This is a genomic window from Kitasatospora sp. NPDC059088 (assembly GCF_042738155.1).
Taxonomy (GTDB): domain Bacteria; phylum Actinomycetota; class Actinomycetes; order Streptomycetales; family Streptomycetaceae; genus Kitasatospora.
In genome coordinates this window covers 80,037-105,509 of record NZ_JBHYGR010000005.1, presented here as the reverse complement: position 1 = coordinate 105,509, position 25,473 = coordinate 80,037, and the positions used below count along the sequence as shown (strand labels likewise).

The following is a 25,473-nucleotide window of genomic DNA, read 5'->3' as shown; positions in this document are numbered from 1 at the left end:
GGTGAGTGCTGAACTCACGTCCCTCGCCTCAGGCAGTTGCCACTTCGGGGACGCTGGCTGCGGCTTCCCGGCCCCGGGTCTGAACGAGTTCCAGTTCAAGCCGATCTTCTCGGTCGGCGGCATCGACTTCAACAAGCCGATGCTGCTGTCGATCATCGTCGCGCTGCTGGTCGTCGTGTTCTTCTGGGCCGCCTTCGCCAAGCCGCGACTGGTCCCCGGCAAGCTGCAGCTGGTCGGCGAGATCGGTTACGACTTCGTCAAGCGCTCCATCGTGATGGAGACGATCGGCAAGAACGGCGAGAAGTACGTTCCGATGCTGGTCTCGATGTTCTTCTTCGTCTGGTTGATGAACATCATGTCGATCATCCCGTTCGCGCAGTTCCCGGTGACGGCGTCGATCGCCTTCCCCGCGGGCCTGGCCGCGGTCGTGTGGATCACCTACATGACGCTGACCTTCAAGAAGCACGGCTTCGTCGGCGGTCTGAAGAACCTCTGCTGGCCGTCGGGCATCCCCGGCTGGGTCATGTTCATCCTGGTCCCGATCGAGTTCTTCTCGAACATCTTCGTGCGCCCCTTCACCCTGGCGGTCCGAGCCTTCGCGAACATGTTCGCGGGCCACCTGCTGGTCGTGATGTTCTCCGTCGCCTCCTGGTACCTGCTCAGCCCGACCCTGGGCGCGCTGTACGGCTCGGCCTCCTTCGTGGTCGCCGTCGGCCTCACCGCCTTCGAGCTGCTGGTGCAGTTCCTGCAGGCCTACATCTTCGTGATGCTGGCCAGCAGCTACATCGCCGGTGCCCTGGAAGAAGCGCACTGAGCCTCGCAGCCCCGGCTGCTTCCCCTCCCGAACGCCCGGTGGCCAACCACCACCGGTCCACCACCCCGCAAAGGACAAGCTGAAATGCAGAACCTCGCTGAGGTCTACGGTTCCGTCGCCTCGATCGGTTACGGCCTCGCCGCGATCGGCCCCGGCATCGGTGTTGGTCTCATCTTCGGTAACGGTGTCCAGGCCATGGCCCGTCAGCCCGAGGCTGCCGGCCTGATCCGCTCCAACATGTTCATCGGCTTCGCGCTGACCGAGGCGCTCGCCCTCATCGGCATCGTCATGCCGTTCGTCTTCGGCGCCGGCAAGTAATTCCCCGCCGTTAGACCCTTTCGAGGAAGGTCCAGATATGAGTTTCGTGGCTAACCTCGCGGAGGAGGGGGAGAAGATGAACCCCCTGCTTCCCGCGTGGCCCGAGGTCATCATCGGCCTGCTCTGCTTCTTCATCGTCTTCGGTCTGCTCGGCAAGAAGCTCCTCCCCAGCATCGAGAAGGTGCTGTCGGAGCGTCGGGACGCCATCGAAGGCGGCATGGAGCGTGCCGAGGCCGCTCAGGCCGAGGCCCAGGCCCTGCTTGAGCAGTACCGCGCCGAGCTCGCCGAGGCGCGCCACGAGGCCGCCCGCATCGTCGAGCAGGCTCGCGAGCAGGGCGCCGCCCAGCTCACCGAGATGCGCGAGGAGGGCCAGCGTCAGCGCGAGGCCATCGTCGCCGCCGGCCACGCCCAGATCGAGGCCGACAAGAAGCAGGCGACTGCCGCCCTGCGTCAGGACGTGGGTTCGCTGGCCACCCAGCTGGCTTCCCGCATCGTCGGCGAGTCCCTCGAGGACAACGCCCGGCAGAGCGGCGTGATCGACCGCTTCCTGAACGAGCTCGAGGCCAAGGCCACCGTGGCTCAGGGCGCGGCCAAGTGATCGGCGCCAGCCGCGAGGCGCTCGCCGCCGGCCGGAAGAACCTGGACAGCCTGACCGACTCCACCTCGGTGGACGCGGCGAAGCTGGCCGAGGAGCTCGCCGCCGTCACGGTCGTGCTGGACCGCGAGGTGTCGCTGCGCCGCGTCCTGACCGACCCGTCCCGGTCGGGTCAGGACAAGGCCCAGCTGGTCACCTCGCTGCTGACCGGTCAGGTCTCGGGCGAGACCGTCGACCTGGTCTCCGGCCTGGTCCGGTCCCGCTGGTCGGGTGCGCGTGACCTGGTGGACGCGACCGAGGAGCTCGCCGCCTACGCCGAGGTCATCGCCGCGGACAAGGCCGGCACCCTGGACGACGTCGAGGACGAGCTGTTCCGCTTCGGCCGGGTGGTGAGCGGCTCGCACGAGCTGCGCGCCGCGCTCACCGAGCCGAAGGCCGGCGCCGTCGCGAAGACCGCGCTGATCAACAAGCTGCTCGGCGGCCGCGCCAACGCGGGCACCGTGCGGCTGGTCACCGCCCTCGTCAACGCGCCGCGTGGTCGTAGCCTGGAGCAGGGCCTCGAGTCCTACTCGAAGCTCGCCTCCGCGCGCCGCGGCCGCATGGTGGCCCTGGTCACCAGCGCGGTGCCGCTGTCGGACACCCAGAAGGAGCGTCTCAGCGGTGCTCTGGGCCGGATGTACGGCCGCCAGGTCCACCTGAACATCGACGTCGACCCCGAGGTCGTCGGTGGTGTCCGGGTGCAGATCGGCGACGAGATCATCGACGGCACCGTGTCGAGCCGCCTCGAAGGCGCTCGCCAGTCGCTCGAAGGCTGAGCAGGACCGAGCAGCACATCCGACCCTCGGTCGGGAAACCGGCTCCCCAAGGAGTCGGCAAAACGTACGGCCGGTTCATACGACCCGGCCGAGAGTCGAGTACTTGCGGCCGGCCCTCAACGGCGGGCCGAGGATCGCAAACTAGGAGAGCAGGGAAGCCTGATGGCGGAGCTTACGATCCGTCCGGAGGAGATCCGGGACGCGCTGGCCGACTTTGTCCAGTCGTACCAGCCGGACGCCGCTTCTGTGGAAGAGGTCGGCACGGTCACTGACGCGGCGGACGGCATCGCGCATGTCGAGGGCCTGCCCTCGGTCATGGCGAACGAGCTGCTGAAGTTCGAGGACGGCACGCTCGGCCTCGCGCTGAACCTCGACACCCGCGAGATCGGTGTCGTCGTCCTCGGTGAGTTCGGCGGTATCGAAGAGGGCCAGACCGTGCGCCGCACCGGCGAGGTCCTCTCGGTTCCGGTCGGCGACGGCTACCTCGGCCGCGTCGTGGACCCGCTGGGCAACCCGATCGACGGCCTCGGCGAGATCGCCGCCAGCGGCCGTCGCGCCCTTGAGCTGCAGGCCCCCGGCGTCATGGCCCGCAAGTCGGTCAAGCAGCCGCTGCAGACCGGTATCAAGGCCATCGACGCGATGACCCCGATCGGCCGTGGCCAGCGTCAGCTGATCATCGGTGACCGCCAGACCGGCAAGACCGCGGTGGCCGTCGACACGATCATCAACCAGCGCGACAACTGGCGCTCGGGCGACCCGGAGAAGCAGGTCCGCTGCATCTACGTCGCCGTGGGCCAGAAGGGCTCCACCATCGCGTCCGTCCGCGGCGCCCTGGAGGAGGCCGGCGCGCTGGAGTACACCACCATCGTGGCCGCTCCCGCGTCCGACCCGGCCGGCTTCAAGTACCTGGCGCCGTACACCGGTTCGGCCATCGGCCAGGAGTGGATGTACGACGGCAAGCACGTCCTGATCATCTTCGACGACCTGTCGAAGCAGGCCGAGGCCTACCGTTCCGTCTCCCTGCTGCTGCGCCGCCCGCCGGGGCGCGAGGCCTACCCGGGTGACGTCTTCTACCTGCACTCCCGCCTGCTGGAGCGCTGCGCGAAGCTGAACGACGCCCTCGGCGGCGGCTCGATGACCGGTCTGCCGATCATCGAGACCAAGGCCAACGACGTCTCGGCGTACATCCCGACCAACGTCATCTCCATCACCGACGGCCAGTGCTTCCTGGAGTCCGACCTGTTCAACGCCGGCATCCGCCCGGCCGTGAACGTCGGCATCTCGGTCTCCCGCGTCGGTGGCTCCGCCCAGATCAAGGCCATGCGCTCGGTCGCCGGCCGTCTGCGCCTGGACCTCGCCCAGTACCGTGAGCTGGAGGCCTTCGCCGGCTTCGGCTCCGACCTGGACGCGGCCTCCAAGGCCCAGCTGGAGCGCGGTGCGCGCATGGTCGAGCTGCTCAAGCAGGGCCAGTACCAGCCGTTCCCGGTCGAGGAGCAGGTCGTCTCCATCTGGGCCGGCACCACCGGCAAGCTGGACGACGTCCCGGTCGCGGAGATCCGCCGCTTCGAGCGCGAGTTCCTCGACTTCGTCCGCCTGCAGCACAAGGACCTGCTCGCCGGCATCGTCGAGACCGGCCTGCTGGCCGACGGCACCGTCGACGCCCTGACCGGCGCGATCGAGTCGTTCAAGCAGGGGTACCAGACCGCCGACGGCAAGCTGCTCTCCGAGCAGGCCTGAGTCCGGTAGCGAGGGAAAGGACGTAACGACCCATGGGAGCACAGCTTCGGGTCTACAAGCGCCGGATCCGCTCTGTCACCGCGACGAAGAAGATCACCAAGGCGATGGAGATGATCTCCGCGGCGCGCATCGGCAAGGCGCAGCGCGCGGTGGCGGCCTCCGCTCCGTACGCCGATGAGCTCACCCGGGCGGTGACGGCGGTGGCCACCCGGTCCAACGCCAAGCACCCGCTCACCACCGAGAACCCGAACGCCACCCGCGCGGCGGTCCTGCTGATCACGGCGGACCGCGGCCTGGCCGGCGGTTACTCGTCCAACGCCATCAAGGCCTCGCTGACGCTCTCCGAGCGCCTGCGCGGCGAGGGCAAGGACGTCGTGACCTACATCGTCGGTCGGAAGGGTCTGTCGTACTACACCTTCCGCAACCTGGCGGTGGGGAACTCGTGGACGGGCTTCTCGGACAAGCCGACCTACGGCGACGCGAAGACGGTGGCGGCCGAGCTGATCGAGGCCTTCACGGCCGAGACCGGCGGCGTGGACGAACTCCACGTGGTCTCGACCGAGTTCGTGTCCATGCTGACGCAGGACGCGGTCGCGGCGCGGCTGCTGCCGCTGAAGCTGGACGAGGTCCAGCTCAGCGACCAGACGCCGGCCAAGTCGGAGATCTTCCCGCTGTACGACTTCGAACCGTCGGCGGAGGGCGTGCTCGACGCGCTGCTGCCGCGGTACGTCGAGAGCCGGATCTACAACGCGCTGCTGCAGTCGGCCGCTTCCGAGCACGCCGCCCGCCGCCGCGCGATGAAGAGCGCGACGGACAATGCCGGCGAGCTCATCAAGTCGCTCACGCGGCTTGCCAACTCGGCCCGTCAGGCCGAGATCACCCAGGAAATCAGCGAGATCGTCGGCGGCGCCAACGCCCTCGCCGACGCTAGCCGCGGGAGCGAATGAGTATGACCACCACTGTTGAGCCGACCACGGCGACGGGCCGCGTCGCGCGGGTCATCGGCCCGGTCGTCGACGTGGAGTTCCCCGTCGACGCGATTCCGGACATGTTCAACGCCCTGCACGTCGAGGTGGACAACCCCGACGGCTCGGGCAAGAAGACCCTCACCCTCGAGGTCGCCCAGCACCTCGGCGACGGCCTGATCCGCGGCATCTCGATGCAGCCGACCGACGGCCTGGTCCGCGGTTCGCAGGTCACCGACACCGGCTCCGCCATCTCGGTGCCGGTCGGCCAGATCACCAAGGGCAAGGTGTTCAACGCCCTCGGTGACGTGCTGAACGTCGACAAGGCGGAGTTCGACAAGCAGGTCGAGGTCCGCTGGCCGATCCACCGCAAGGCCCCCGAGTTCAAGGACCTCGAGTCCAAGACCGAGATGTTCGAGACCGGCATCAAGGTCATCGACCTGCTCACCCCGTACGTCACGGGTGGCAAGATCGGTCTGTTCGGTGGTGCCGGTGTCGGCAAGACCGTTCTGATCCAGGAGATGATCTACCGCGTCGCCGAGAACTTCGGTGGTGTGTCGGTGTTCGCCGGCGTCGGCGAGCGCACCCGTGAGGGCAACGACCTCATCGACGAGATGGTCGACTCGGGCGTCCTGGACAAGACCGCGCTGGTCTTCGGCCAGATGGACGAGCCGCCGGGCACCCGTCTGCGCGTCGCGCTCTCCGCGCTGACCATGGCGGAGTACTTCCGTGACGTCGAGAAGCAGGACGTGCTCCTCTTCATCGACAACATCTTCCGGTTCACCCAGGCCGGTTCCGAGGTGTCGACCCTGCTCGGCCGCATGCCCTCCGCGGTGGGCTACCAGCCGAACCTGGCCGACGAGATGGGCCTCCTCCAGGAGCGCATCACCTCGACCCGCGGTCACTCGATCACCTCGATGCAGGCGATCTACGTCCCCGCGGACGACCTGACCGACCCGGCCCCGGCCACCACCTTCGCCCACCTGGACGCGACGACCGTTCTGTCGCGCCCGATCTCGGAGAAGGGCATCTACCCGGCCGTCGACCCGCTGGACTCCACGTCCCGCATCCTCGACCCGCGGTACATCACGGCGACCCACTACGAGACGGCCGTCCGTATCAAGGGGATCCTGCAGAAGTACAAGGACCTCCAGGACATCATCGCCATCCTCGGTATGGACGAGCTGTCCGAAGAGGACAAGATCACGGTCCACCGTGCCCGTCGCATCGAGCGCTTCCTCTCGCAGAACACCTACGTGGCGAAGCAGTTCACCGGTGTCGAGGGTTCGACCGTGCCGCTGTCGGAGACCATCGAGGCCTTCAACTCGATCGCCGACGGCAAGTACGACTCCGTTCCGGAGCAGGCCTTCTTCATGTGCGGTGGCATCGAGGACCTCGAGAAGAACGCCGCCGAGCTGGCGAAGAAGTAATCGCGGCCGGTAGCAGCTGAGTGACCGTGAGGGGTGGCCCCCGAGCCTGGGGACCACCCCTCGCGGCACATCGGCTGTGATTCCGGTCAAATCCGTGCCGCCGGTTTCATGCCGGAGGCGCGGGGCCGTTATTCTTACCGAAACTCCCGAGTAATCGGGGGTTGCATGAGCCTAGGAGCCCACGTTGGCTGAGCTGCACGTCGAGCTGGTCGCAGCCGACCGCAAGGTGTGGTCCGGTGCGGCCACCATCGTCGTCGCCCGTACGGCCTCCGGTGACACCGGCATCATGCCGGGCCACACCCCGGTGCTGAGCGTGCTGGAGACCGGTCCGGTCACCATCCGCACGGTGGACGGCGGCACCGTCATCGCCGCGGTGCACGGCGGCTTCATCTCCTTCGCCGACAACAAGCTGTCTCTGCTCGCGGAGATCGCCGAGCTGGCGGACGAGATCGATGTCGCGCGTGCCGAGCGCGCGCTGGAGGAGGCCAAGTCCGACCTGGACGCGCACGCCGAGCGTCGCGCCGAGGTCCGGCTGTTCGCGGCGCGCGGCCTCAAGGCCCACGCCTGAGTGTGCCGGACCCCGACTTGGCGGGGTCGACCGACGGTCCCGGGGACGCGCGAGCGTGACCCCGGGACTGTCGTCGTAGTTGGTAGGTCAGCGCGGCCGTCCGGGACGGCCGTGAAACGGGGAACGCGGGTAGCGAGGAGGTAGGTGAGCATGGTCCTCGCGCTTGTGGTGTGTGCGGCGGTCGTGGCGCTGGGAGTGATCGGCCTGATGGCCTTCGCCGTACGCCGCCGCCTGATCCAGCGGGTCGGCGGCACGTTCGACTGCAGTTACCGGCTCAAAATGCCCGCCGACGCCTCGACGCAGCCCGACCTCGACGAGAACGGCAAACCCACCTCCGCCCCGGTCCCACCGACCGACGGCAAGGGGTGGGTTTTTGGTATCGGCCGGTACAGCGGCGACTCGATCGAGTGGTTCCGGGTCTTCTCGTACGCCCCCCGCCCGCGCAAGGTCCTGCCCCGCCGGGAGATCGAGGTCCTCGGCCGGCGCTACCCGGAGGGCCAGGAGGAGCTGGCACTGCTCTCCGGCTCGGTGGTGCTGCGCTGCCTGCACAACGGGGCGCCGCTGGAGCTGGCGATGAGCGAGGACGCGCTCACCGGCTTCCTGGCCTGGCTGGAGGCGGCTCCCCCGGGGCAAAGGGTTAACGTCGCCTAACGTGCCCGGCTAGGCTGGCCGCATGGTCAATCTGACGCGCATCTACACCCGTACCGGGGACGACGGCAGCACCGCGCTCGGTGACATGAGCCGGACCACCAAGACCGACCCGCGGCTGATGGCGTACGCCGACGCCAACGAGGCGAACGCGGCGATCGGGGTGGCCCTCGCGGTCGGCGCACTGCCCGAGGACGTCGCGGCCGTGCTCGTCCGGGTCCAGAACGACCTGTTCGACGTCGGCGCCGACCTCTCCACGCCCGTGGTCGAGGACCCGAAGTACCCGCCGCTGCGGGTGCTGCAGTCCTACGTCGACCGGCTGGAGGGGGACTGCGACCACTACCTGGAGCAGGTGGAGAAGCTGCGCAGCTTCATCCTCCCCGGCGGCACCCCCGGCGCCGCCCACCTGCACCTGGCCTGCACGGTCGTGCGGCGGGCCGAGCGCTCGACCTGGGCGGCGATCGACGCGTACGGGGACTCCGTCAACCCGCTGACCGCGAAGTACCTCAACCGGCTGTCCGACCTGCTGTTCATCCTGGCCCGGGTGGCCAACAAGGAGCGCGGCGACGTGCTCTGGGTGCCGGGGGAGAACCGCTAGGGCCTGCCCTAGGAGGCGTCCTGGGACGCCTTCTCCGGGGCGGGCCGCTCGACCACCCGGCCGTCCACCACGGTGACGCCCGCCGGCGCCTCCTTGGGCCAGAGCGAGAAGCAGCCGGCCACGACCACGTTGACCACGGCCGCGATGCCCAGCTTCCAGTACCACTGGGCGAAGGTGCCGAAGTGGGCGGATCCGGCCGACAGCGGGACGAGCAGGCTGATCAGGGCCAGGGTGATCACGGCGGAGACGACCGTCCGGCGGGCGATCCGCCACTCGTGCGCCGTCCGCTCCGGGCCGTACGTGGGCGAGGGCAGCGGCGCGGGGCCGCCGGCGAAGCGGTGCAGGAAGTGCCGGTCGGCCCAGGCGACCAGCGAGGGGCCGTAGCCGACCGAGAAGCCGGCGTAGCTCGCGGCCAGGGCGTGCGTCCAGCCCGCCTGCGCGCCGCCGCGCAGGTTCAGCACGGTGAGGGCGTACAGGGCGAGGTCCACCACCGGCAGGCCGATCAGCAGCACGGTGCTGGTGCGGCGCATCCGCAGCAGGTAGCGGGCGGAGAGGGCGAGGCCGAGCACGATCCACCAGGAGATCTCGGCCGCGACGATGAGGGTGACGATCACTTTCTGCTCCCGGTCGTTCCGACGGTGTCCCCAGCCTCGTGCGCGGGCGCGCTGTTGTCGTCGTCGCCCGGTGCCGTCCGGGCCTGCACCTTTCGATGTAGCGGCCTCCTCCGCGCACCGGAGCCGGGCGGGCCGCCGGGGATGGTGAGATGGGGGCGTGCTCGTACCCTCCCTCGCCCCGCGCCGGATGGACCGGCTGATCGCCCTGAGCGGGCTGCTCGGCGGCGCGGTGCTGATCGCCTTCAAGGTCTACGACCGGGCGGACCGGCTGCCGCTGTGGGCCGTCACGGCCCCGCTGCTGGTGATGGCGGGGCTGGAACTGGTCCGGCGGACCCGGCCGGTGCTGGCGGTGTCGCTGGGCGGGCTGGCCTTCGCGGGCAGCCTGGTCGCCGGCAGCCTGCTGGCGACCACGATCATGTACACCGACCTGCTGTACGCGGCGGTGCTCTACGGCACCGGCCGGATGTCGCGGGTGCTGCACCTGACCGGCGGCGCGACCGTGCTGGTGCTCTCCAGCCTGGTCTGGTACGTCGCCGGGACCTCGGCCGGGCTGCTGGTCGTGGTGGTCGGCTCGCTGGTGTTCCTGGCGCCGGTGTGGACCGGGGACCTGGTGCGCAAGCACCGGGAGCAGGCGGAGAACGAGCGGCTGCGGGCCGAACAGACCGCGCTGCTCTCGGAGATGGACCGGCGCGAGGCGGTCGTCGCCGAACGCGCCCGGATGGCGCGGGAGTTGCACGACGTGGTGGCCAACCACCTGTCGGCGATCGCGATCCACGCCACCGGCGCCCAGTCGGCCGCCCGGCGGCGGCGGTTGCCGGAGGGCGATCCGCTGGTCGAGGTGCTGGCGGTGATCCGGGAGAACAGCGTCCAGGGGTTGGCCGAAATGCGCCGCATGATCGGGCTGCTCCGGGACAGCGGCGGGGGAGTGGCCGACGAGTCGTACGCGGCCCCCGACCTCGCCGCGGTGGACGCCCTGCTGGAGGGGGCCCGGGCCGCCGGGCAGGACGTCGGACTGGACTTCGAGCTGACCGAGAGCGGCGAGCGCGGCGACCTCCCGGTGCCGGTCGGGCTGGCCGCCTACCGGATCGTGCAGGAGTCGCTGACCAACGCGCTCAAGCACGCCGGGCCCGGACTGGTCGCACTGCGACTGGAGTTCGGCCCGGACGCGCTGCGGATCGCGGTCGACAGCCCGTACCGCGGCGGGCCGGGCCGCGAACTGCCCGGCGCCCGGGCCGGGCTGGTGGGGATGTCGGAGCGGGCCGCGCTGCTCGGCGGCAGCTTCGAGGCCGGGCCGCGGGACGGGTACTGGAGGGTGCGCGCGGAGCTGCCGCGCGGCCGGGAGAGCGGGGGGCGGGCATGACGATCCGGGTACTGGTGGCCGAGGACCAGGCGGCGGTGCGGGCGGCGCTGGTGATGATCCTGCGGGCCGAGCCCGGGTTCGAGGTGGTCGGGCAGGCCGCCGACGGGCAGGAGGCCGTCCGGCTGGCCCTGGAGCTGCGCCCCGACGTGGTGCTGATGGACGTGCAGATGCCCCGGCTGGACGGCGTCTCGGCGACCCGCCAGGTGGTGGACGCCGGCGCGGCCCAGGTGCTGGTGTTGACCACCTTCGACCTGGACGAGTACGTCTACGGCGCGCTGCGGGCCGGCGCGGCGGGCTTCCTGCTCAAGGACCTGGAGGCGGACACCCTGGTCGAGGGGATCCGCACGGTGGCGCGCGGGGACGGCATGCTGGCGCCCTCGGTGACCAGGCGGCTGATCGGCACCTTCGCCCGCCCCGGGCGGCCGGTCGGACCGGAGGCCCGGACGGCGGTGACGGGCCTGACCGCGCGTGAGCGGGAGGTGCTGGCCTGTCTCGGGGCGGGGATGTCCAACGGGGAGATCGCGCTCCGGCTGGAGATGGCGGAGGCGACCACCAAGACCCACGTCAGCCGGATCCTGGCGAAGCTGGGGCTGCGCAGCCGGGTGCAGGCGGCGATCCTCGCCCAGGACCTCGGTCTGACCATCTGACGACCATCCTGGTCGGGTGACCAGGTCGGTTGCAGATCACACTCCCGATTGCTATGGCACGGGCGATCTGGGCATTAGAGTCCCCGCCAGAGCAATGCGGCTCCTTGGCGGCGACCCCTGCCCTGAGCCGCCTTCAGGGCCCGCCCGCAGGGCGGCGACGGCGTCGGGAGACCCAGCCATGAGCAATGCGTCCAGCAAGCAGATCGCCGTGATCGGTGCCGGCCTGATGGGCGCCGGCATCGCCCAGGTGTCCGCGCAGGCCGGCCACCCGGTGGTGCTGCGGGACGTGACCGAGGAGGCGCTGCAGCGGGGCCTGGCCGGCATCCGCGCCTCGTACGAGAAGTTCGTCTCGAAGGGCAAGTTGAGCGCCGAGGACGCCGAGGCCGCGCTGGGCCGGATCACCACCACCACCGACCTGGGCGCCGTCGCCGAGGCCGACATCGTGGTCGAGGCCGTGTTCGAGAACCTGGAGGTCAAGGAGGGCGTCTTCCGCGAGTTGGACAAGCTCGCCAAGGACGGCGCCGTCCTCGCCTCCAACACCTCCGCCATCCCGATCACCCGGATCGCCGCCGTCACCCGGCGGCCGGAGTCGGTCGTCGGCGTCCACTTCTTCTCGCCCGTCCCGATGATGAAGCTGGTCGAGCTGGTCCGCGGCTACAAGACCAGCGACGAGACGCTGGCCGCCGCCCGCGCGTACGCCGAGGGCGTCGGCAAGGACGTCGTGGTGGTCAACCGCGACGTGGCGGGCTTCATCACCACCCGCCTGATCACCGCGCTGGTCGTCGAGGCCGCCAAGCTGTACGAGTCGGGCGTCGCCACCGCCGAGGACATCGACACCGCCTGCCGCCTCGGCTTCGGCCACGCGATGGGCCCGCTGCAGACCGCCGACCTGACCGGCGTCGACATCCTGCTGCACGCCGCCCACAACATCTACACCGAGACCAAGGACGAGAAGTTCGCCGCCCCGGAGATCATGGCCCGCATGGTCACGGCCGGTGACCTCGGCCGCAAGAGCGGCCGCGGCTTCTACCCGTACGAGGGCAAGTGAGCCCGCGGGACTGAGCGAACGCCCTGGTGGGCCGTGCGATCGGGGCATCGTACGGCCCGCCGTACCGGGCCGGGTGAGTTTCCTCACGCCCGGTGCCGCAGACGGGTGATTTGGGCGGTAATCGAGCGTAGGTGTGGAGAGTTCCTGCGTATATTCCCTCGGACGAGTGAAGTTGCTTCAGATCAGGGCGGAAACCAGCAACCTGCGGCGCTGCTCCACCGTCAGATGAGGGAACCCGGCACTCCGACCGGGGCCGGGCGCGAGCCGAGCCGTCGCAGGCGTTCCGCCCGGGCCCTCCCACTCCGATCCAGGGGCCGTCCCGCCTCCCGGTCCGTCCCGGCCGGGGCCGGACCCGCCCCGCACCAGACCACCCAGGCGAAGGAGGAGAGCATGCGCATCACCGGCGACCACACGGCGCTGGCCATCGAAGGCCGCCTCGACGTGCGCACCGCCGCCGACGCGCGGGCCCGGCTGCACCAGGCCGTGGACGGCGGCCTCGGCGACCTCGTGCTCGACCTCGGCCGGCTGGAGTTCTGGGACGCCACCGGCCTCGGCGTGATCATGGGCACCCACCGGCGGGCCGGCCGGATCGGCCGCCGGCTCGTGCTGCGGGCCGTCCCCGCCCAGCTCCAGCGGCTGCTGGTGGCCACCAAGTTGCACCGCATCCTCGCCGTCGACGGCGGGATCCCCGAGGTCCAGGCCTCCTGACGCCCGTTCCGGGGGCGTACGGAGCGGCTCGCGGAACATGCCGCACGCCCGTTCGCGCGCCCCTCGGGCCGCCCTCCTGACCGGGCCGGGCCCGACCGGCGCCTCCGGCCTTCACCTTCCCCGCACCGGGACCGCACTGCACGGCCGGGCCCGGATGTGCGAGAGTCTGCCCGTCAGATGACGGCCGCCCGGGGCCGGCTGCCCACAGCCCGCCCGCGGCCGCGACCGAGACGTGTGCCGGCCGGCGCGGGGCGCCGGCGGCCGAACACGATGCGGAGCAGAACGTGGCACAGCCATCCGGGGAGTTCCGGCAGGAGGCCGCCCGCACCCGCGGCGGCGAACTGGTCTCCGGCGGCCTGCTGGTCGGCGTCGGCGCCCCGGACGGCTCCGAGGCCCGGCCCTGTCCGGAGGAGTGGCGGCCCCGCCCGCGCCGGATCGAACGCAGCGAGCCCGCCCGCGGCCCGGTCGGCGGCGTCGGCCGGGCGGTCGGCCCGCTCGCCCTCGGCGCCGGCCCCACCGACCTGCCGCTGCTCGACCGCGAGGCCGACATCGCCGAACTCCTCGGCCTGCTCGCCGAGGGCCGCTCGATACGCCTGGTCGGCCAGGCCGGCTCGGGCCGCAGCACCCTGCTGTCGGCCGTCGCCGCGGCCGCCGCCGACCTCGCCCCCGGCGGCGTCGTCCAGCTCTGCGGCCACCGCCGCACCGCCGCCGACCTGCTCCAGGACCTCTTCGCGGCCACCCACCACGCCCCCGGCTACCGCCCCGACCCGGGCCAACTGGCCGCCCACCTCGCCGGGGTCGGCGCGGTCGTCGTGATCGACGAGGCCGAGCCCGCCGGGGACGACCTGGAGGAGCTGCTCGCCGCCGCCCCCGGTTGCGCCTTCCTGATCTCGGTCGCCCCCGGCGGCCCGGTGCTGCCCGCCGACTCCCGGCTGCGCGACCACCTCGTCCCCGGCCTCTCCCGGCCCGCCTGTCTGGCCCTCACCGCCCGGCTCGCCGGGCGGCCGCTGGACGTGGCCGAGAAGGCCTGGGCGGTCGACCTCTGGTTCGAGTCCGAGGGCCTGCCGCTGCGCTTCGTCCAGGCCGCCGCGCTGCTGCGCCAGCGGGACGTCTCGGTGGACGCGCTGGTCGCCGCCGAGGAGGACCGGCGGGACGTCTTCGGCGCGGTCGAGGAGCCCGCCCACGACCCCGACCCGGCGATCCGGGAGAACGCGCTGCGGCGCACCGTGCCGCTGCCCTCGGTCGCCGAGACCGCCTCGCCCGCCGTCCGGCTCGCCGAAGGGCTCGGCGAGGCCGCGCAGGCCGTGCTGCGGCTGGCCGTCGCGCTCGGCGGCGAGTGCCCCACCGCGCCGCACCTGCCCGCGCTGATCGACGTCGGCCAGGGCGAGAGCGCGCTGGCCGAACTCGCCGACGCCGGGCTCGCGGTGTCCATCGGCGGGCACCACCGGCTGACCGCCGGGGCGCTCGACCTGCTCGCCCCGCACTGGCCGGCCCGCGGCTGCGTGGACGGCGCCGCCCAGCACTTCGCCTGGTGGGTCGGGCACAGCTCGGTGTCGCTGGCGCAGATCGCCGCCGAGGCCGAGGTGCTGATCGGCGTGCTGCTCGCGGACCGGACGGCGGGGCGGCACGAGGCGGTCGTCCGACTGGCCCGGGCCGCCGCCCCCGCACTGGCGCTGGCGCTGCGCTGGGGCGCCTGGGAGCGGGTCCTCCAGCTCGGCCTGGAGGCGGCCCGGCGGACCGGTTCGACGGTCGACCAGGCCTGGTTCCACCACGAGGCGGGCGTGCTCGCGATCTGCCTGCGGCAGCCCTCCCGGGCGATCGCCGAACTGGAGACCGCCCTGACCCTGCGGGCCACCGCGGGGGAGCCGCGCGGGGTGGCCGCCGCGGGCCGGATGATCGACCTGCTGCGCGCCGACGGCCGTCAGCTGCCGGCCGCCGCGACCCCGGCGGCGTCGGGCCGCGGACCGGTGATCCGGAAGATCGCCGCCCGGGTGCCGGCCGGCCTCAAGGCCCGGGCCCGGGCCGGGCGGCGGCGCAAGGTGGTGGTGGCCTCCGCGGCCCTGCTCACCTTCGGGGTGCTCGGCACGGCGGTGGCGATGAGCCTCGCCGGGCCCGAGGAGCACCAGGGGAAGGACCCGCACGCTCAGCTGGACCAGGTCGGGGACACCGGCAACGCGCCGGTGCCGGCGCCGTCCCCCGACGCCTCCCCGGGCACGGCCGGGACGGGCGGCACCGAGCCGGGTGCCCCGGCGGGGACGGCGGCCGGTACGGAGCCCTCGGCGAGCGGCAGTGCCTCGCACGCGCCGAGCGCCACGCCGTCGAAGCGGTCGAGCGCCTCGCCGGGGGCCACCGGGTCGTCGGCCCCGCAGCAGTCGCAGCAGCCCGGCCCGGGGCAGCCGCAGCCGTCGGAGCAGCCGCCGGGGCAGAAGTCCGGCGGGTCGGGCGGGGGCGGCAACGGCGGGGGCAACGGCGGCGGTGGTCAGAGCGGCGGCGGCACCGGTGGCGGGAGCGGCAACTCGCCGTCGCCGAGCCAGCCGACCGGCTCGGCCACGCCGACCGCACCCGCGACGACCCCGGCCGTGCCGACCGGTCCGGCCACCCCGTCCCCGACGGGGACGAAGTCCCCGTGACCGGTCAGAACAGCTTGAGCTTGTCGTCGTCGATGCCGCGCAGCTCGTCGTAGTCCAGCACCACGCAGCCGATGCCCCGGTCGGTGGCCAGGACGCGGGCCTGGGGCTTGATCTCCTGCGCGGCGAAGACGCCCTTGACCGGGGCCAACAGCGGGTCCCGGTTGAGGAGTTCGAGGTAGCGGGTGAGCTGTTCGACGCCGTCGATCTCGCCGCGGCGCTTGATCTCGACGGCGACGGTGGCGCCGTCGGCGTCGCGGCAGAGGATGTCGACCGGGCCGATCGCGGTCGGGTACTCGCGGCGGATCAGCGACCAGCCGCTGCCGAGCACCTCCATCCGGTCGGCGAGCAGCTCCTGGAGGTGCGCCTCGACGCCGTCCTTGATCAGGCCGGGGTCCACCCCGAGTTCGTGGGAGGAGTCGTGCAGCACCTCCTCCAGCGTGATGATGAGCTTCTCGCCGGCCTTGTTCACCACCGTCCAGACCCCGTCGGCCTCCTTGAGGGCGCACGGCGGGGACATCCAGTTGAGCGGCTTGTAGGCGCGGTCGTCGGCGTGGATGCTGACGCTGCCGTCGGCCTTGACCAGGATGAGCCTGGTGGCGGAGGGCAGATGGGCGGAGAGCCGACCGGCATAGTCGACTGAGCAGCGGGCAATTACGAGACGCACGGTCGACCACGCTAGCCCACCGGGGCCAGTTGATGCGATTCCGAGACGACCGGGTGAAGAAAGCGCGAACCCCGCGAACATGGAGGTTCGGCGGACCCGCCGCCGCTCGCCGCGCTCTGGCGTACGCCCCCCGGGGTCGCTACGGTGTGTGACGCTACGGATGCGGGGTCGCTGTCAACGGGGACGGAGACTTCAGATGAACGATCCGACGGGATCAGGCCAATCTGGTGCACCACGGCGTATTTCCGGAGCAATCCGCAGGAACGACCGGCCTGCTCCGCCGTTGACTGCCACGCTGTTCTGACGCGGTCGGTGTTCAGGACGTCACGTCCCGTGGCGCCGCCGCCTTCGCAACAGGTGCCGGAAACCCCGGTCCGACGGTGTTCCGGACACCTCCTGCGATTTCGCCCACCCTCACTGTGAGCTTGGACTACGCATGACCACCCGGGCGCCGCGCGGGTGGACCGCGAGAGGAGAATCCATGTCGCTCGACGTCTCACCGGCCCTGCTGGAAAAGGCCGAGCGGGGCGAGGTCGACGAGCGGGAATTCGTCGACTGCGTCCGCGTCTCGCTGCCGTACGCCTGGGACCTGATCAGCTCGCTGGTCGCCCAGGCGAAGGTCGACGGTACCGACTTCGCCGACAACCAGGTGCCGCCGCCCAGCGAGCAGGCCCGCGGCCAGCTGCTGCGCGCCCTGGCCAGCGATGCCATCCGGGGCGCCCTGCAGCGCCACTTCGGTGTCCGGCTGGCCTTCCAGAACTGTCACCGGGTGGCGGTGTTCGTGCCGTCGGAGGCCAACGAGGCGCGGTACGACCGCTTCACCTCCGTCCGGGAGCAGCTGCTCAACCAGTCCGAGGAGCTGCGGGACTGCTGATCCGGCCGGAGCCGGCCGCCCCCGTCCCCCGGTGCGGGGGGAGGGGCGGCGGTCCGGGCCGGCGGTCAGCCCAGCTGCGGCAGCACCTCGGAGCCGAGCCGGGCGATGTTGTGCAGGGTCGCCTCGCGGTCGCCGCTGCCCTCCGCGAGCAGGGCGAAGCGGCGGATGCCGGTGCGCTCGGCGGTGGCCAGCAGCCGGTCGGCGCACTGCTTCGGGGTGCCCACCGCGTGCAGGTCGCAGAGCAGTTCGGTGTACTGGTGCGGGTCGCGCATCTTGCGTTCGCGGCCGTCCACGGTGCGGTGGGCGCCGAGCCCGTACTCGAACCAGCCGGGCATCGCGTTCAGCAGGGTGGCCCGGGCCGCCGAGGTGCGGTCGTCCACCTGGGCCACGCCCGCCGCGACGTGCTGGCGGGTCACCCGGCGGAGCTGCTCCTCGCCGCGCCCGGCGGCCAGCCAGGCGGTGCGGTAGAGCTCCAGCATCCGCACCTTGTCCTCGTCGCCGGAGTGCATGCCGAGCAGCATCGGCAGGCCGCGCTCGGCGGCCAGCCGCACCCCGCCCGGGGAGGTGCAGGCGACCACCACCGGCGGGCCGGCCACCGGCCGTCCGGTGCGGTCGCGTTCCTCGGCGAGGCCGTCGGCGTCCTGGCGCTGGCGGGGGAAGCGCACCGGGCCGGTCGGCTCGTCCAGGCCGAGCCAGCTGCCCAGGCCCGGCCGGCGCACCGGCTCGGTGGCCCGCGGCACCACCGCGACCTCGGGGAAGGAGAACTGCGGTCCGTCCGCGCCGACCCGGGAGCCGCGCAGCCAGCGCAGCAGCAGGTCCAGCCGCTCCGGGAAGCCGTTCTCGAAGGCGTCCACGCCGCTGCCGAACACGTCCAGGTCGATCCACGGCCCGCCGCGGCCCACCCCGAGCGTGAAGCGCCCGCCGGAGGTGAGGTGCAGCAGCGCGGCCTGCTCGCCGAGCGCCACCGGGTGGCTGGTGGAGAGCACGCTGACGGCGGTGCCGATGCCGATCCGGCGGGTGCGGCCGAGCAGCAGCGCGGCGAGGGTGGCGGCGTCCGGGCAGACCCCGTACGGGACGAAGTGGTGCTCGGCCAGCCAGACGCTGTCCAGGCCCGCGCGTTCCGCCTCGACGGTGGCCCGGACGGTGCGCTCCAGCACCTCGCCGTGGCTCTGCCCGGGGAACTGCGCGGACAACAGGAACGCGCCGACCCGTACCGGGGCGGTGTCGGGCGGCAGTGCGCCGGCGCGCTGGGCGGCGGTCAGCGGTTCGCCGGTGACGGCCAGCGGCGGTACGCAGGTGAGCGCCGGACCCGGGGCGGGTGGGCGCACGCCGACGGGTCGGCGGGTCTCGGCGCGCGGGCTGGTCTTGGTCATCCTGGGGGCCTCCTCGGGTGCACGCAGGGTCTGCGGGCCCCGCCTGTCCACTCGTGGGTATCCGATGTCATGTGCCAATGGCACGCGGAACCCCGAATTTCCCCGATGATCGGGTGGATCTCGGCAAAAACCCCGGACGGGTCGGCCGAAGCCGTGATAGGGGCCAATAAAAGGGTTTGACACCCGTAGGCTGGAGCGACTTCGAGCCCCCGGAAGAGAGGCAGTCCGCCGTGCCCCGCCGCAACCGGATCAACAGCGCCGCCGACCGCGAGAACGCCGAACCGGCCGCCGCCCCGCTGGGCGGATCGTTGCGCCGCACCGAGAACTACCAGGGTGACGACTGGGTGGTGCAGACGGTCGCCGGGACGTCGGGACGGTTCTACCGCTGCCCGGGCTGCGACCAGGAGATCCCGCCCGGGGTGGGCCACGTGGTGGCCTGGCCGATGCACGGCGCCGGGGTGGACGACCGGCGGCACTGGCACCGGGCGTGCTGGGGAGCGCGGGAGCGCCGGGCCTCCAACGTGCTGCGGGGCCGCGGCGCTCCGCGCCACTGAGTCCGCCGGGCCGTCACGCGTCCCGGTTCTTGAGCACCAGCGCGCCGCCGACCAGCGCGGCCGCGGTCCAGGCCAGGCAGATCGTGAAGCCCGCCCACGGCCCGTACGGCTGGCCGTTCTGCTCGTACACCAGCAGCATCCGCGAGCCGGCGTAGTCGGGGAAGTAGTGGGCCAGGGTCTTGACCTTCGGCACCGCCGAGAGGATCGGCGAGAGCAGGAAGAAGAACGGCACCAGCACGCCCAGGGCGAGCGTCTGGTTGTGCAGCATGGCGGTGACGCCGGCCGAGAACAGGCAGAGCATCGTCAGGTAGAGCGCGGCGCCGAGCACCGCGCGCAGCACGTTCGGCTCGCCCAGGGCGGTGGAGTGCGGGCCGAGCAGTGCCTGGCCGACGAAGAAGGTGACGAAGGCGGTCACCAGCGAGACCGCCAGGGCCAGCCCGCCCAGCACCGTCGCCTTCCCGGCCAGCAGGGTGCCGCGCTGGGGGACGGCGGCCAGGGTGACCCGGATCATGCCGCTGCTGTACTCGTTGCCGATCGCCAGCACCCCGAAGACGATGATGGCCAGCTCGCCGAGCATGATGCCGGAGAAGGCCGTGCCGGTGGCGTCGAACGGGGTCTCCTCGTGGCGTCTGAACTCGGTGAAGTTGTTGTTGGTGAGCAGGGACAGCAGCGCGCCGATGCCGACGGTGACCACGAAGGCCAGCGCGAGGGTCCAGACGGTGGAGCGGACGCTGCGGATCTTCGTCCACTCGGAGCGCAGGATCGCCGGGAAGGACGTCATCTCAGTTCTCCTCCTGCTGCGCCGCCGCGGTCGGCGCCGCGCCGTCCGTCTGCCAGCCCGCGCCCCAGGTGCCGGGCGCGCCGGCGGCGTCCCGGCCGGGGCCGTCGCCCGCGTGGTACTCCACCGAGTCCGCCGTCATCTGCATGAACGCCTCCTCCAACGAGGCCTGCTGGGGGCTGAGTTCGTGCAGCACCACGCCGTGCGCGGAGACCAGTTCGCCGAGCCGGGCGATGTCGCCGTCGACCACCTCGTAGGAGCCGTCGGGGCCCGGTTCGTGCCGCAGTCCGGCCCCGGCCAGGACGTCGAGCAGGCGCTCGGGCTGCGGGGTGCGCAGCCGGACGGCGGAGCGGGAGTTGCGCCGGATGAACTCCGGCATCGGCAGGTCGGCGAGCAGCCGGCCCCTGCCGATGACCACCAGGTGGTCGGCGGTGACGGCCATCTCGCTCATCAGGTGGGAGGAGACGAAGACGGTCCGGCCCTCGCCGGCCAGGCGCTTCATCAGGTTGCGGATCCAGAGGATGCCCTCCGGGTCGAGGCCGTTGACCGGCTCGTCGAACATGACGATCTCCGGGTCGCCGAGCAGGGCGGAGGCGATGCCCAGGCGCTGGCCCATGCCGAGGGAGAAGCCGCGGGCGCGTTTGCGGGCGACCGGGGTGAGGCCGACCAGGGCGAGCACCTCGTCCACCCGGCCGGCCGGGATCCGGTTGCTCTGGGCGAGCCAGAGCAGGTGGTCGCGGGCGGTGCGGCCGGGGTGGACGGCCTTGGCCTCCAGCAGGGCGCCGATGTACTTGAGCGGCTCGCTGAGTTGCCCGTAGCGCTTGCCGTCGAGGGTGACCCGGCCGCTGGTGGGGCGGTCCAGGTCGAGGATCATGCGCATGGTGGTGGACTTGCCCGCGCCGTTGGGGCCGAGGAAGCCGGTGACCACTCCCTGCGGGACCGAGAAGCTGAGCCGGTCCACCGCGAGCGTCTTGCCGTAACGTTTCGTCAGGTCGTGCAACTCGATCATTGGCGCTCCCTTGCTCTCTGGCAGGCTAGGACAAAGCGGATATCGCGGCCCGCTGAGTGGGCCCGTCGGGCGTGCCGCAATACGGTGGCTGCATGAGTCAGCTCCCCTCCGCAGTGTCCGTCCGCGAGAGCGGTACCGGAACACCCCTCGTGCTGCTGCACGCCTTTCCGTTGAACGCCTCGATGTGGTCCGCCCAGCTGGACGCGCTGCCCGGACTGACCGGGGACGAGGCCCGGGTGCTCGCCCCCGACCAGCGGGGTTTCGGCGGGACCGAGCTGGGCGCCGACGAACCCTCGCTGGACCTCGTCGCCGACGACCTGGCGCTGCTGCTGGACGCGGCCGGGATCGACCGCGCGGTGGTCGGCGGGCTCTCCATGGGCGGCTACGTGGCGCTCGCCTTCGCCCGCCGCCACCCGGACCGGCTGTCCGGCCTGCTGCTGGCCAACACCCGCGCCACCGCGGACCGGGACGCCACCCGGGCCGACCGGGAGCGGATCGCCGCCGCCGTGACCGCCCGGGGCAGCGTCCAGCTGCTGCTGGACGAGCGGGTCGCGGCCGGGCAGCTCGGGCCCGACTCCCAGCACCTGGTGGAGCGGGTGCAGGCGATGGTGGCCGCCGCGCCGCCCGCCTCCGTCGCCTGGGCCCAGCGGGCCATGGCGGCCCGTCCTGACTCCCTGGAGGTGCTGGCCGGGCTCCGGGTGCCGGTGACGTTCCTCGCGGGCGCCCTGGACGCCCTGGTGGCGCCCGAGGAGGCCGAACTGATGCACCGGGCCCGCCCGGACGCCGAGCTGACCGTCGTCCCCGGGGTGGGCCACCTGAGCGCCCTGGAGTCCCCGGGCGCGTTCGACGCGGCCGCGCGCCGGCTGCTCGCCCGGGCGGCCGCCGGATGAGCCCGGACGAGCAGGGCTGGGACTTCTCCGCGCTGGAGGTCACCGGCCGGATGCCGGTGACCAACCGCGGCGAGGGGCTGGTGGAGCTGACCCTGGAGCCGCTGGGCGAGGACTACTGGTTGCGCCCCGGCGAGACCTTCATCGTCACCTCGTACGGCGACTACGGGTCCGGGCACCCCTTCGAGGTGCAGTACTGGCCCGACTCGGTGTCGGTCTGGTGCACCTCCTGGTACGGCACCGTGTCGGACGACGAGGGCAACCAGCTCAGCAGCGGGTACCAGCGGCCGGACGGGGCCTACCCCCGGTAAATGCCCCCGAGGTGGTGACAGCCGCACGCGCGACAGGCCCTCACCCGGGCGGGTGAGGGCCTGTCGTACGACCGGGTCGGCGGCTGTGCCGGCGACTGCGTCAGCGGCTGCGTCAGCGCGACTGCTGGGCGGGCACGCCCATGGTGTCGTCGTTCGGCAGCGAGGCGGCGGCCACGGCCGCGCCGGTCAGCGTCGCCAGCATCTCGCGGACGTTGGTCAGCTGGGCGTTGATGCTGTCGCGACGGTTGGTCAGCGCCGCCAGCTCGCGCTCCGATTCGCTGCGGATGCGGTCCGCCTTGGCGTTGGCGTCCGCCACGATGTCCTCGGACTGGCGCTGGGCCGTCTCGACGGTCTGGCGGGCCCGGCGCTCGGCGTCGGTGCGCAGCTTCTCGGCCTCCAGGCGCAGCTGCTCGGCCCGGTGCTCGATCTCGGCCAGGCGCTTCTCGGCCTTGGCCTGACGGGCGGCCAGGTCGCGCTCGGACTGCTCGCGGCGCTTGGCCAGGTTCGTCTCGAACTCCAGCGCGGCCTGGGCGGCCTTGGTGCGGGTCTCCTCGAAGAGGGCGTCCGCCTCCTCACGCTTGTTCTGGGCGTCCTTGTTGGCCTCGGCGCGCAGCTGGGCGGAGTCGCTCTTCGCCTTGTCGACGATCCGCAGCCCCTCGTCCTCCGCCTTGGCCTTGCGGTCCTTGGCGTAGTTCTCGGCCTCGGTGCGGACCTGCTGGGCGGCGGCCTCGGCCAGCTCGCGGTGCTGCTCGGAAGCGCGGTGCGCCTCGTCGCGCAGGTCCTTGGCCTCCTCCTCGGCGAGCCGCAGGATCTTCTCGACCCGGGCGCCGAGACCGGCGTAGGAGGGCTCCTGCTCGGCGACCGCCGCCTGGGCGGTCTGGGTTTCGAGGTGGAGCTCCTCGATGCGCTTCTCCAGTGCACTGATCCGGGTCAAGGCACTGTCACGGTCGGCCACCAGCTTGGTGATCCGCTCGTCGACCTGGGCGCGCTCGTACCCACGGCGTACCAGGTCGAAGCCGTGAGGGGAGTGACTGTCGCTCATGGGACTCTGGGCTTCCTGTCGTCAAACCGCTGAGGTGGTTGAGGGAATCCTGACACGGTACCGGAGTGTCGACGGCGAAATGCCGTTGTCTCACGGACAATGACCGTCAATGTCCGCTCAATCGGGTGGTGCGTTCTTGGAACGATTGCCACCCGACCGGGGGGAGCCAACTCCGGCACCGGCCTTGGCGCCCCCGTCCTTCTTGGTGTTGCTTCCCCCGTTGACCTGGGCGACCGGTGTCGGTGCCTCGAACGCCTCCAGCGCCGAGAGCACGTCCTGGACCCTGGAGATCTCGGTGTTGATGTCCTTGCGGCGGCGCACCAGTTCGTCCAGCTCGCGCCGGCCCTCGCCGGTGACCCGCTCGGCCTCGGCCTTCGCCTCGGCGATCAGCCGCTCGGCCTCCGCCTTCGCCAGCTCGATCTGCTCGTCCGCGGTGCGGTCGGCGTCGCGCAGCCGCTTCTCCGCCTCGGCGGCCGCGCCGTCGAGGCGCTCCTCGGCCTCCGTCTCGGCCGCGCGCAGCTTCGCCTCGGACTTCTCGATCAGCGACTCGGCCCGGTCGGTGGAGTTGGCGAGCTTGGTCTCCGCCTCCTTGAGCAGGCCCTCGGCCTTGCGGACGGCGGACAGCCGGACCTTGCTGGCCTCCGCGGAGGCCTCCGAGGTGAGCTCGGACGCCCGGTCCTCGGCGGCCGCGACCAGGGCGGCGGCGCGGTCCTCGGCCTCGGCGACGGTGGCCACCGCCTGCTCCTCGGCCTCGGTCAGCTGCTCCTGGGCGGCCGTCACCAGCGCGTCCACCCGCTCGCCGGCCGACTTCATGGCCGCCGCGTTCTCCTTGCGGGCCCGCTCGTGCAGCGCCTCCACCTCGGCGTCGGTGCGCTCGCGCAGCTCCTCGGCGCGCTCGCGGATCGCGGTGGCGTCCCGGCGGGCCTCGGCGAGCAGCACGTCGGCGTCGGAGCGGCCCTTCTCGACCTCGGCCTGACCGGCCGCCTCGCCGGCCGCGACCAGCCGGTCGGCCTCCTTGCGGGCGGCCGCGACCATCGCGTCCGCCTGCTCCTCGGCGGCGGCCGTGGTGGCCAGCGCGGTGGTCTGGGCGTCCTCGCCGAGCGACTCGGCGTCGGCGAAGGCCTTCTCCAGCACGGACTTGGCGCGGTCCCGGGTGGCCTTGTCGAACTGCTCGGCGGCCTCCCGGGTCTGCGCGTCGTAGGCGTCGGCGCGGGCGTGGGTGGAGGCGTCGTACTCGTCGGCCAGGGTGCGGGTGGCGAGCGCGTACTCCTCGGCCTCGGCGCGCAGCCCGGCGGCCAGCTCCTCGGCGTCGGCGATCGCCCGCCGGCCCTGGGCGTCGGCCTCGGCGACCGTACGGACGGCCTGCGCCTCGGAGTCGGCGCGCAGCTGCTCGGCGGCCTCCTGGGCGGCCCGCAGTTCGGCGTCGGCCTCGGCGCGCAGCTGCTCGTCGTAGGCCTGGGCCTCGGCCCGCTGCCGGCCGAGCTCGGCCTCGGCGGCCTCGCGCTCGGCGGCGAGCTCCAGCTCGGTCCGCTCGCGCAGGGCGGTGGTCTCGGCCTCGGTCCGGGCGCGCAGCTCGGCCGTTTCGAGGTCGGCGAGCTCGCGCTGCTCGGCGGTCTCGCGGTCGGCGAGCTCGCGCACCTCGACGGCGTACCGGTCGGCGGCCTCGCGCTGCTCGGCGGTCTCGCGGTCGGCGAGCTCGCGCACCTCGGCGGCGTACCGGTCGGCGGCCTCGCGCTGCTCGGCGGTCTCGCGGTCGGCGAGCTCGCGCACCTCGGCGGCGTCCTGCTCGGCCCGCTCGCGGGTGTCCGCGGCGTCCTGCTCGGCGGTGGCCCGCAGCGCGGCGATCTGCTCGGCGGCGGCCTCGTGCAGGCCGGCCACCGACTGGCGGACCTCGGCGGCCTCGTCCTCGGCGGTGGAGACCAGCTCGGCGCCCTCGGCCCGGGCGGCGGCCACCACGTCCTGGCCGTCGGCGCGCGCCTGCTCCAGCTCGGCGGCGGCCTCGGCGCGGATGGCGTCGGCGGTGGCGCGGGCCTCGGACAGCTCCCGGCCGGCCTCGGCCCGGACGGTCTCGGCCTGCTCGTCGGCCAGCGCCAGTTCGGCGGCGGCCTTCTCGCGGGTGGCCTTGGCGTCCTGGGCGGCCTCGGCCCGGCGCTGCTCGGCGGCGGCGCCGGCCTGCTCCAGCAGCTCGTCGGCCTCGGTGCGGTGGTCGGCGGCGTACTGCTCGGCCTCGGTGCGCAGGTCGGTGGCGTGCTGTTCGGCTTCGGTGCGGACGCGGTCGGCGTAGGCCTCGGCACTCTCGCGCTGCTGGGTGGTCTCCTGCTGGGCGAGGGCGCGCAGCTCGGCCGCGGCCCGCTCCGCCTCGGCACGGTGCTCGGCGGCGTACTGCTCCGCCTCGGTGCGGTGGTCGGCGGCGTACTGCTCGGCCTCGGTGCGCAGGTCGGTGGCGTGCTGTTCGGCTTCGGTGCGGACGCGGTCGGCGTAGGCCT

General features: G+C 72.5%; 25 protein-coding genes and 1 pseudogene. 19 read left to right on the top strand and 7 right to left on the bottom strand.

The genetic code is table 11. The features are described 5' to 3' along the window. Position 1: 1 nt before the first annotated feature. The 10 genes from atpB to ACFWXO_RS04040 all read left to right on the top strand — a co-directional run bounded on the left by atpB (position 2) and on the right by ACFWXO_RS04040 (position 8,488). Positions 2-814 (top strand): F0F1 ATP synthase subunit A, encoded by an 813-nt coding sequence (atpB, locus tag ACFWXO_RS04085; protein WP_375892976.1) that lies wholly within the window; start codon positions 2-4, stop codon positions 812-814. Between the two features lie 84 nt (positions 815-898). Beyond that, a complete protein-coding gene (gene atpE, locus ACFWXO_RS04080) occupies positions 899-1,132 on the top strand; it encodes an ATP synthase F0 subunit C (protein WP_350504378.1) in 234 nt (77 codons plus the stop codon). Between the two features lie 37 nt (positions 1,133-1,169). Further along, on the top strand, positions 1,170-1,730 hold the full coding sequence (locus tag ACFWXO_RS04075; RefSeq protein WP_375892975.1) for a F0F1 ATP synthase subunit B: 561 nt from the start codon (positions 1,170-1,172) through the stop codon (positions 1,728-1,730). Further along, on the top strand, positions 1,727-2,542 hold the full coding sequence (locus ACFWXO_RS04070) for a F0F1 ATP synthase subunit delta (protein ID WP_380522011.1): 816 nt from the start codon (positions 1,727-1,729) through the stop codon (positions 2,540-2,542). The genes ACFWXO_RS04075 and ACFWXO_RS04070 overlap by 4 nt, the downstream gene beginning before the upstream one ends. A 162-nt stretch (positions 2,543-2,704) precedes the next feature. After that, a complete protein-coding gene (gene atpA / locus ACFWXO_RS04065; RefSeq protein WP_375892972.1) occupies positions 2,705-4,279 on the top strand; it encodes a F0F1 ATP synthase subunit alpha in 1,575 nt (524 codons plus the stop codon). A gap of 32 nt (positions 4,280-4,311) precedes the next feature. After that, a complete protein-coding gene (locus tag ACFWXO_RS04060; RefSeq protein ID WP_375892970.1) occupies positions 4,312-5,226 on the top strand; it encodes a F0F1 ATP synthase subunit gamma in 915 nt (304 codons plus the stop codon). 2 nt (positions 5,227-5,228) lie between these two features. Beyond that, positions 5,229-6,674 (top strand): F0F1 ATP synthase subunit beta, encoded by a 1,446-nt coding sequence (atpD, locus tag ACFWXO_RS04055; protein ID WP_375892969.1) that lies wholly within the window; start codon positions 5,229-5,231, stop codon positions 6,672-6,674. A gap of 184 nt (positions 6,675-6,858) precedes the next feature. Continuing rightward, complete coding sequence (locus tag ACFWXO_RS04050; protein WP_375892967.1) at positions 6,859-7,242, top strand: F0F1 ATP synthase subunit epsilon; 384 nt, start codon at positions 6,859-6,861, stop codon at positions 7,240-7,242. A 150-nt stretch (positions 7,243-7,392) separates the two neighbouring features. Then, positions 7,393-7,893, top strand: a complete 501-nt coding sequence (locus ACFWXO_RS04045; RefSeq protein ID WP_030057523.1) for a DUF2550 domain-containing protein — start codon at positions 7,393-7,395, stop codon at positions 7,891-7,893. 22 nt (positions 7,894-7,915) lie between these two features. Continuing rightward, positions 7,916-8,488: a cob(I)yrinic acid a,c-diamide adenosyltransferase gene (locus ACFWXO_RS04040; RefSeq protein WP_360233640.1), complete on the top strand. Its 573-nt coding sequence runs from the start codon at positions 7,916-7,918 to the stop codon at positions 8,486-8,488. 8 nt (positions 8,489-8,496) lie between these two features. Here ACFWXO_RS04040 and ACFWXO_RS04035 read toward each other — a convergent pair whose 3' ends face one another. Next, positions 8,497-9,102 (bottom strand): hypothetical protein, encoded by a 606-nt coding sequence (locus ACFWXO_RS04035; RefSeq protein WP_380522005.1) that lies wholly within the window; start codon positions 9,100-9,102, stop codon positions 8,497-8,499. A 157-nt stretch (positions 9,103-9,259) separates the two neighbouring features. Between ACFWXO_RS04035 and ACFWXO_RS04030 the strand changes: the two genes are divergently transcribed. From ACFWXO_RS04030 to ACFWXO_RS04010, 5 genes are all read left to right on the top strand, one after another. Then, positions 9,260-10,462, top strand: coding sequence for a sensor histidine kinase (locus ACFWXO_RS04030; protein WP_380522003.1), 1,203 nt, complete (start codon positions 9,260-9,262; stop codon positions 10,460-10,462). Continuing rightward, positions 10,459-11,109, top strand: a complete 651-nt coding sequence (locus ACFWXO_RS04025) for a response regulator (protein WP_375892959.1) — start codon at positions 10,459-10,461, stop codon at positions 11,107-11,109. Before ACFWXO_RS04030 ends, ACFWXO_RS04025 begins: the two co-directional genes overlap by 4 nt. 178 nt (positions 11,110-11,287) lie before the next feature. Next, a complete protein-coding gene (locus tag ACFWXO_RS04020; RefSeq protein WP_380522000.1) occupies positions 11,288-12,157 on the top strand; it encodes a 3-hydroxyacyl-CoA dehydrogenase family protein in 870 nt (289 codons plus the stop codon). Positions 12,158-12,547: 390 nt separating this feature from the next. Then, positions 12,548-12,865, top strand: coding sequence for an STAS domain-containing protein (locus ACFWXO_RS04015; RefSeq protein WP_375892956.1), 318 nt, complete (start codon positions 12,548-12,550; stop codon positions 12,863-12,865). A 284-nt stretch (positions 12,866-13,149) separates the two neighbouring features. Next, on the top strand, positions 13,150-15,495 hold the full coding sequence (locus ACFWXO_RS04010; protein WP_380521997.1) for an ATP-binding protein: 2,346 nt from the start codon (positions 13,150-13,152) through the stop codon (positions 15,493-15,495). 4 nt (positions 15,496-15,499) lie between these two features. On the opposite strand, the gene nucS is transcribed toward ACFWXO_RS04010, so the two are convergent. Then, entirely contained in the window at positions 15,500-16,159 is a 660-nt protein-coding gene (nucS, locus tag ACFWXO_RS04005) for an endonuclease NucS (protein WP_188306031.1), read from the bottom strand. A gap of 481 nt (positions 16,160-16,640) precedes the next feature. Here nucS and ACFWXO_RS04000 point away from each other — a divergent pair, with 481 nt between their 5' ends. Continuing rightward, positions 16,641-17,033 (top strand): SCO5389 family protein, encoded by a 393-nt coding sequence (locus tag ACFWXO_RS04000; protein ID WP_350504362.1) that lies wholly within the window; start codon positions 16,641-16,643, stop codon positions 17,031-17,033. A gap of 65 nt (positions 17,034-17,098) precedes the next feature. On the opposite strand, the gene ACFWXO_RS03995 is transcribed toward ACFWXO_RS04000, so the two are convergent. Next, the gene (locus tag ACFWXO_RS03995; RefSeq protein ID WP_380521994.1) at positions 17,099-18,406 is read right to left on the bottom strand and encodes an LLM class flavin-dependent oxidoreductase; all 1,308 of its coding nucleotides are present in this window, start codon (positions 18,404-18,406) and stop codon (positions 17,099-17,101) included. 230 nt (positions 18,407-18,636) lie between these two features. On the opposite strand from ACFWXO_RS03995, the gene ACFWXO_RS03990 reads away from it, so the two are divergent. Then, a complete protein-coding gene (locus ACFWXO_RS03990; RefSeq protein WP_375892951.1) occupies positions 18,637-18,960 on the top strand; it encodes an ATP/GTP-binding protein in 324 nt (107 codons plus the stop codon). Between the two features lie 13 nt (positions 18,961-18,973). On the opposite strand, the gene ACFWXO_RS03985 is transcribed toward ACFWXO_RS03990, so the two are convergent. Together ACFWXO_RS03985 and ACFWXO_RS03980 are read right to left on the bottom strand one after the other, a co-directional pair. Then, a complete protein-coding gene (locus ACFWXO_RS03985; protein ID WP_380521992.1) occupies positions 18,974-19,741 on the bottom strand; it encodes an ABC transporter permease subunit in 768 nt (255 codons plus the stop codon). Between the two features lies 1 nt (position 19,742). After that, the gene (locus ACFWXO_RS03980; protein ID WP_375892948.1) at positions 19,743-20,747 is read right to left on the bottom strand and encodes an ABC transporter ATP-binding protein; all 1,005 of its coding nucleotides are present in this window, start codon (positions 20,745-20,747) and stop codon (positions 19,743-19,745) included. A 92-nt stretch (positions 20,748-20,839) separates the two neighbouring features. On the opposite strand from ACFWXO_RS03980, the gene ACFWXO_RS03975 reads away from it, so the two are divergent. Both ACFWXO_RS03975 and ACFWXO_RS03970 read left to right on the top strand, forming a co-directional pair. Then, entirely contained in the window at positions 20,840-21,637 is a 798-nt protein-coding gene (locus tag ACFWXO_RS03975; protein WP_375892947.1) for an alpha/beta fold hydrolase, read from the top strand. After that, a complete protein-coding gene (locus ACFWXO_RS03970) occupies positions 21,634-21,945 on the top strand; it encodes a hypothetical protein (RefSeq protein ID WP_380521989.1) in 312 nt (103 codons plus the stop codon). Before ACFWXO_RS03975 ends, ACFWXO_RS03970 begins: the two co-directional genes overlap by 4 nt. 112 nt (positions 21,946-22,057) lie before the next feature. On the opposite strand, the gene ACFWXO_RS03965 is transcribed toward ACFWXO_RS03970, so the two are convergent. Next, positions 22,058-22,987: a cellulose-binding protein gene (locus ACFWXO_RS03965; protein WP_188306039.1), complete on the bottom strand. Its 930-nt coding sequence runs from the start codon at positions 22,985-22,987 to the stop codon at positions 22,058-22,060. Between the two features lie 117 nt (positions 22,988-23,104). Continuing rightward, positions 23,105-25,473, bottom strand: a pseudogene (locus ACFWXO_RS03960) (hypothetical protein); the annotation flags it as partial.

Coding starts and splice junctions, on each gene's coding strand:
- atpE (WP_350504378.1), top strand. CDS start 899: ATGCAGAACCTCGCTGAGGTCTACGGTTCCGTCGCCTCGATCGGTTAC.
- atpD (WP_375892969.1), top strand. CDS start 5,229: ATGACCACCACTGTTGAGCCGACCACGGCGACGGGCCGCGTCGCGCGG.
- ACFWXO_RS03995 (WP_380521994.1), bottom strand. CDS start 18,406: ATGACCAAGACCAGCCCGCGCGCCGAGACCCGCCGACCCGTCGGCGTG.
- ACFWXO_RS03975 (WP_375892947.1), top strand. CDS start 20,840: ATGAGTCAGCTCCCCTCCGCAGTGTCCGTCCGCGAGAGCGGTACCGGA.
- ACFWXO_RS03985 (WP_380521992.1), bottom strand. CDS start 19,741: ATGACGTCCTTCCCGGCGATCCTGCGCTCCGAGTGGACGAAGATCCGC.
- ACFWXO_RS04045 (WP_030057523.1), top strand. CDS start 7,393: ATGGTCCTCGCGCTTGTGGTGTGTGCGGCGGTCGTGGCGCTGGGAGTG.
- ACFWXO_RS04040 (WP_360233640.1), top strand. CDS start 7,916: ATGGTCAATCTGACGCGCATCTACACCCGTACCGGGGACGACGGCAGC.
- ACFWXO_RS03965 (WP_188306039.1), bottom strand. CDS start 22,987: ATGAGCGACAGTCACTCCCCTCACGGCTTCGACCTGGTACGCCGTGGG.
- ACFWXO_RS04060 (WP_375892970.1), top strand. CDS start 4,312: ATGGGAGCACAGCTTCGGGTCTACAAGCGCCGGATCCGCTCTGTCACC.
- ACFWXO_RS04025 (WP_375892959.1), top strand. CDS start 10,459: ATGACGATCCGGGTACTGGTGGCCGAGGACCAGGCGGCGGTGCGGGCG.
- atpA (WP_375892972.1), top strand. CDS start 2,705: ATGGCGGAGCTTACGATCCGTCCGGAGGAGATCCGGGACGCGCTGGCC.
- ACFWXO_RS03970 (WP_380521989.1), top strand. CDS start 21,634: ATGAGCCCGGACGAGCAGGGCTGGGACTTCTCCGCGCTGGAGGTCACC.
- ACFWXO_RS03980 (WP_375892948.1), bottom strand. CDS start 20,747: ATGATCGAGTTGCACGACCTGACGAAACGTTACGGCAAGACGCTCGCG.
- ACFWXO_RS04020 (WP_380522000.1), top strand. CDS start 11,288: ATGAGCAATGCGTCCAGCAAGCAGATCGCCGTGATCGGTGCCGGCCTG.
- ACFWXO_RS04075 (WP_375892975.1), top strand. CDS start 1,170: ATGAGTTTCGTGGCTAACCTCGCGGAGGAGGGGGAGAAGATGAACCCC.
- ACFWXO_RS04015 (WP_375892956.1), top strand. CDS start 12,548: ATGCGCATCACCGGCGACCACACGGCGCTGGCCATCGAAGGCCGCCTC.
- ACFWXO_RS04000 (WP_350504362.1), top strand. CDS start 16,641: ATGTCGCTCGACGTCTCACCGGCCCTGCTGGAAAAGGCCGAGCGGGGC.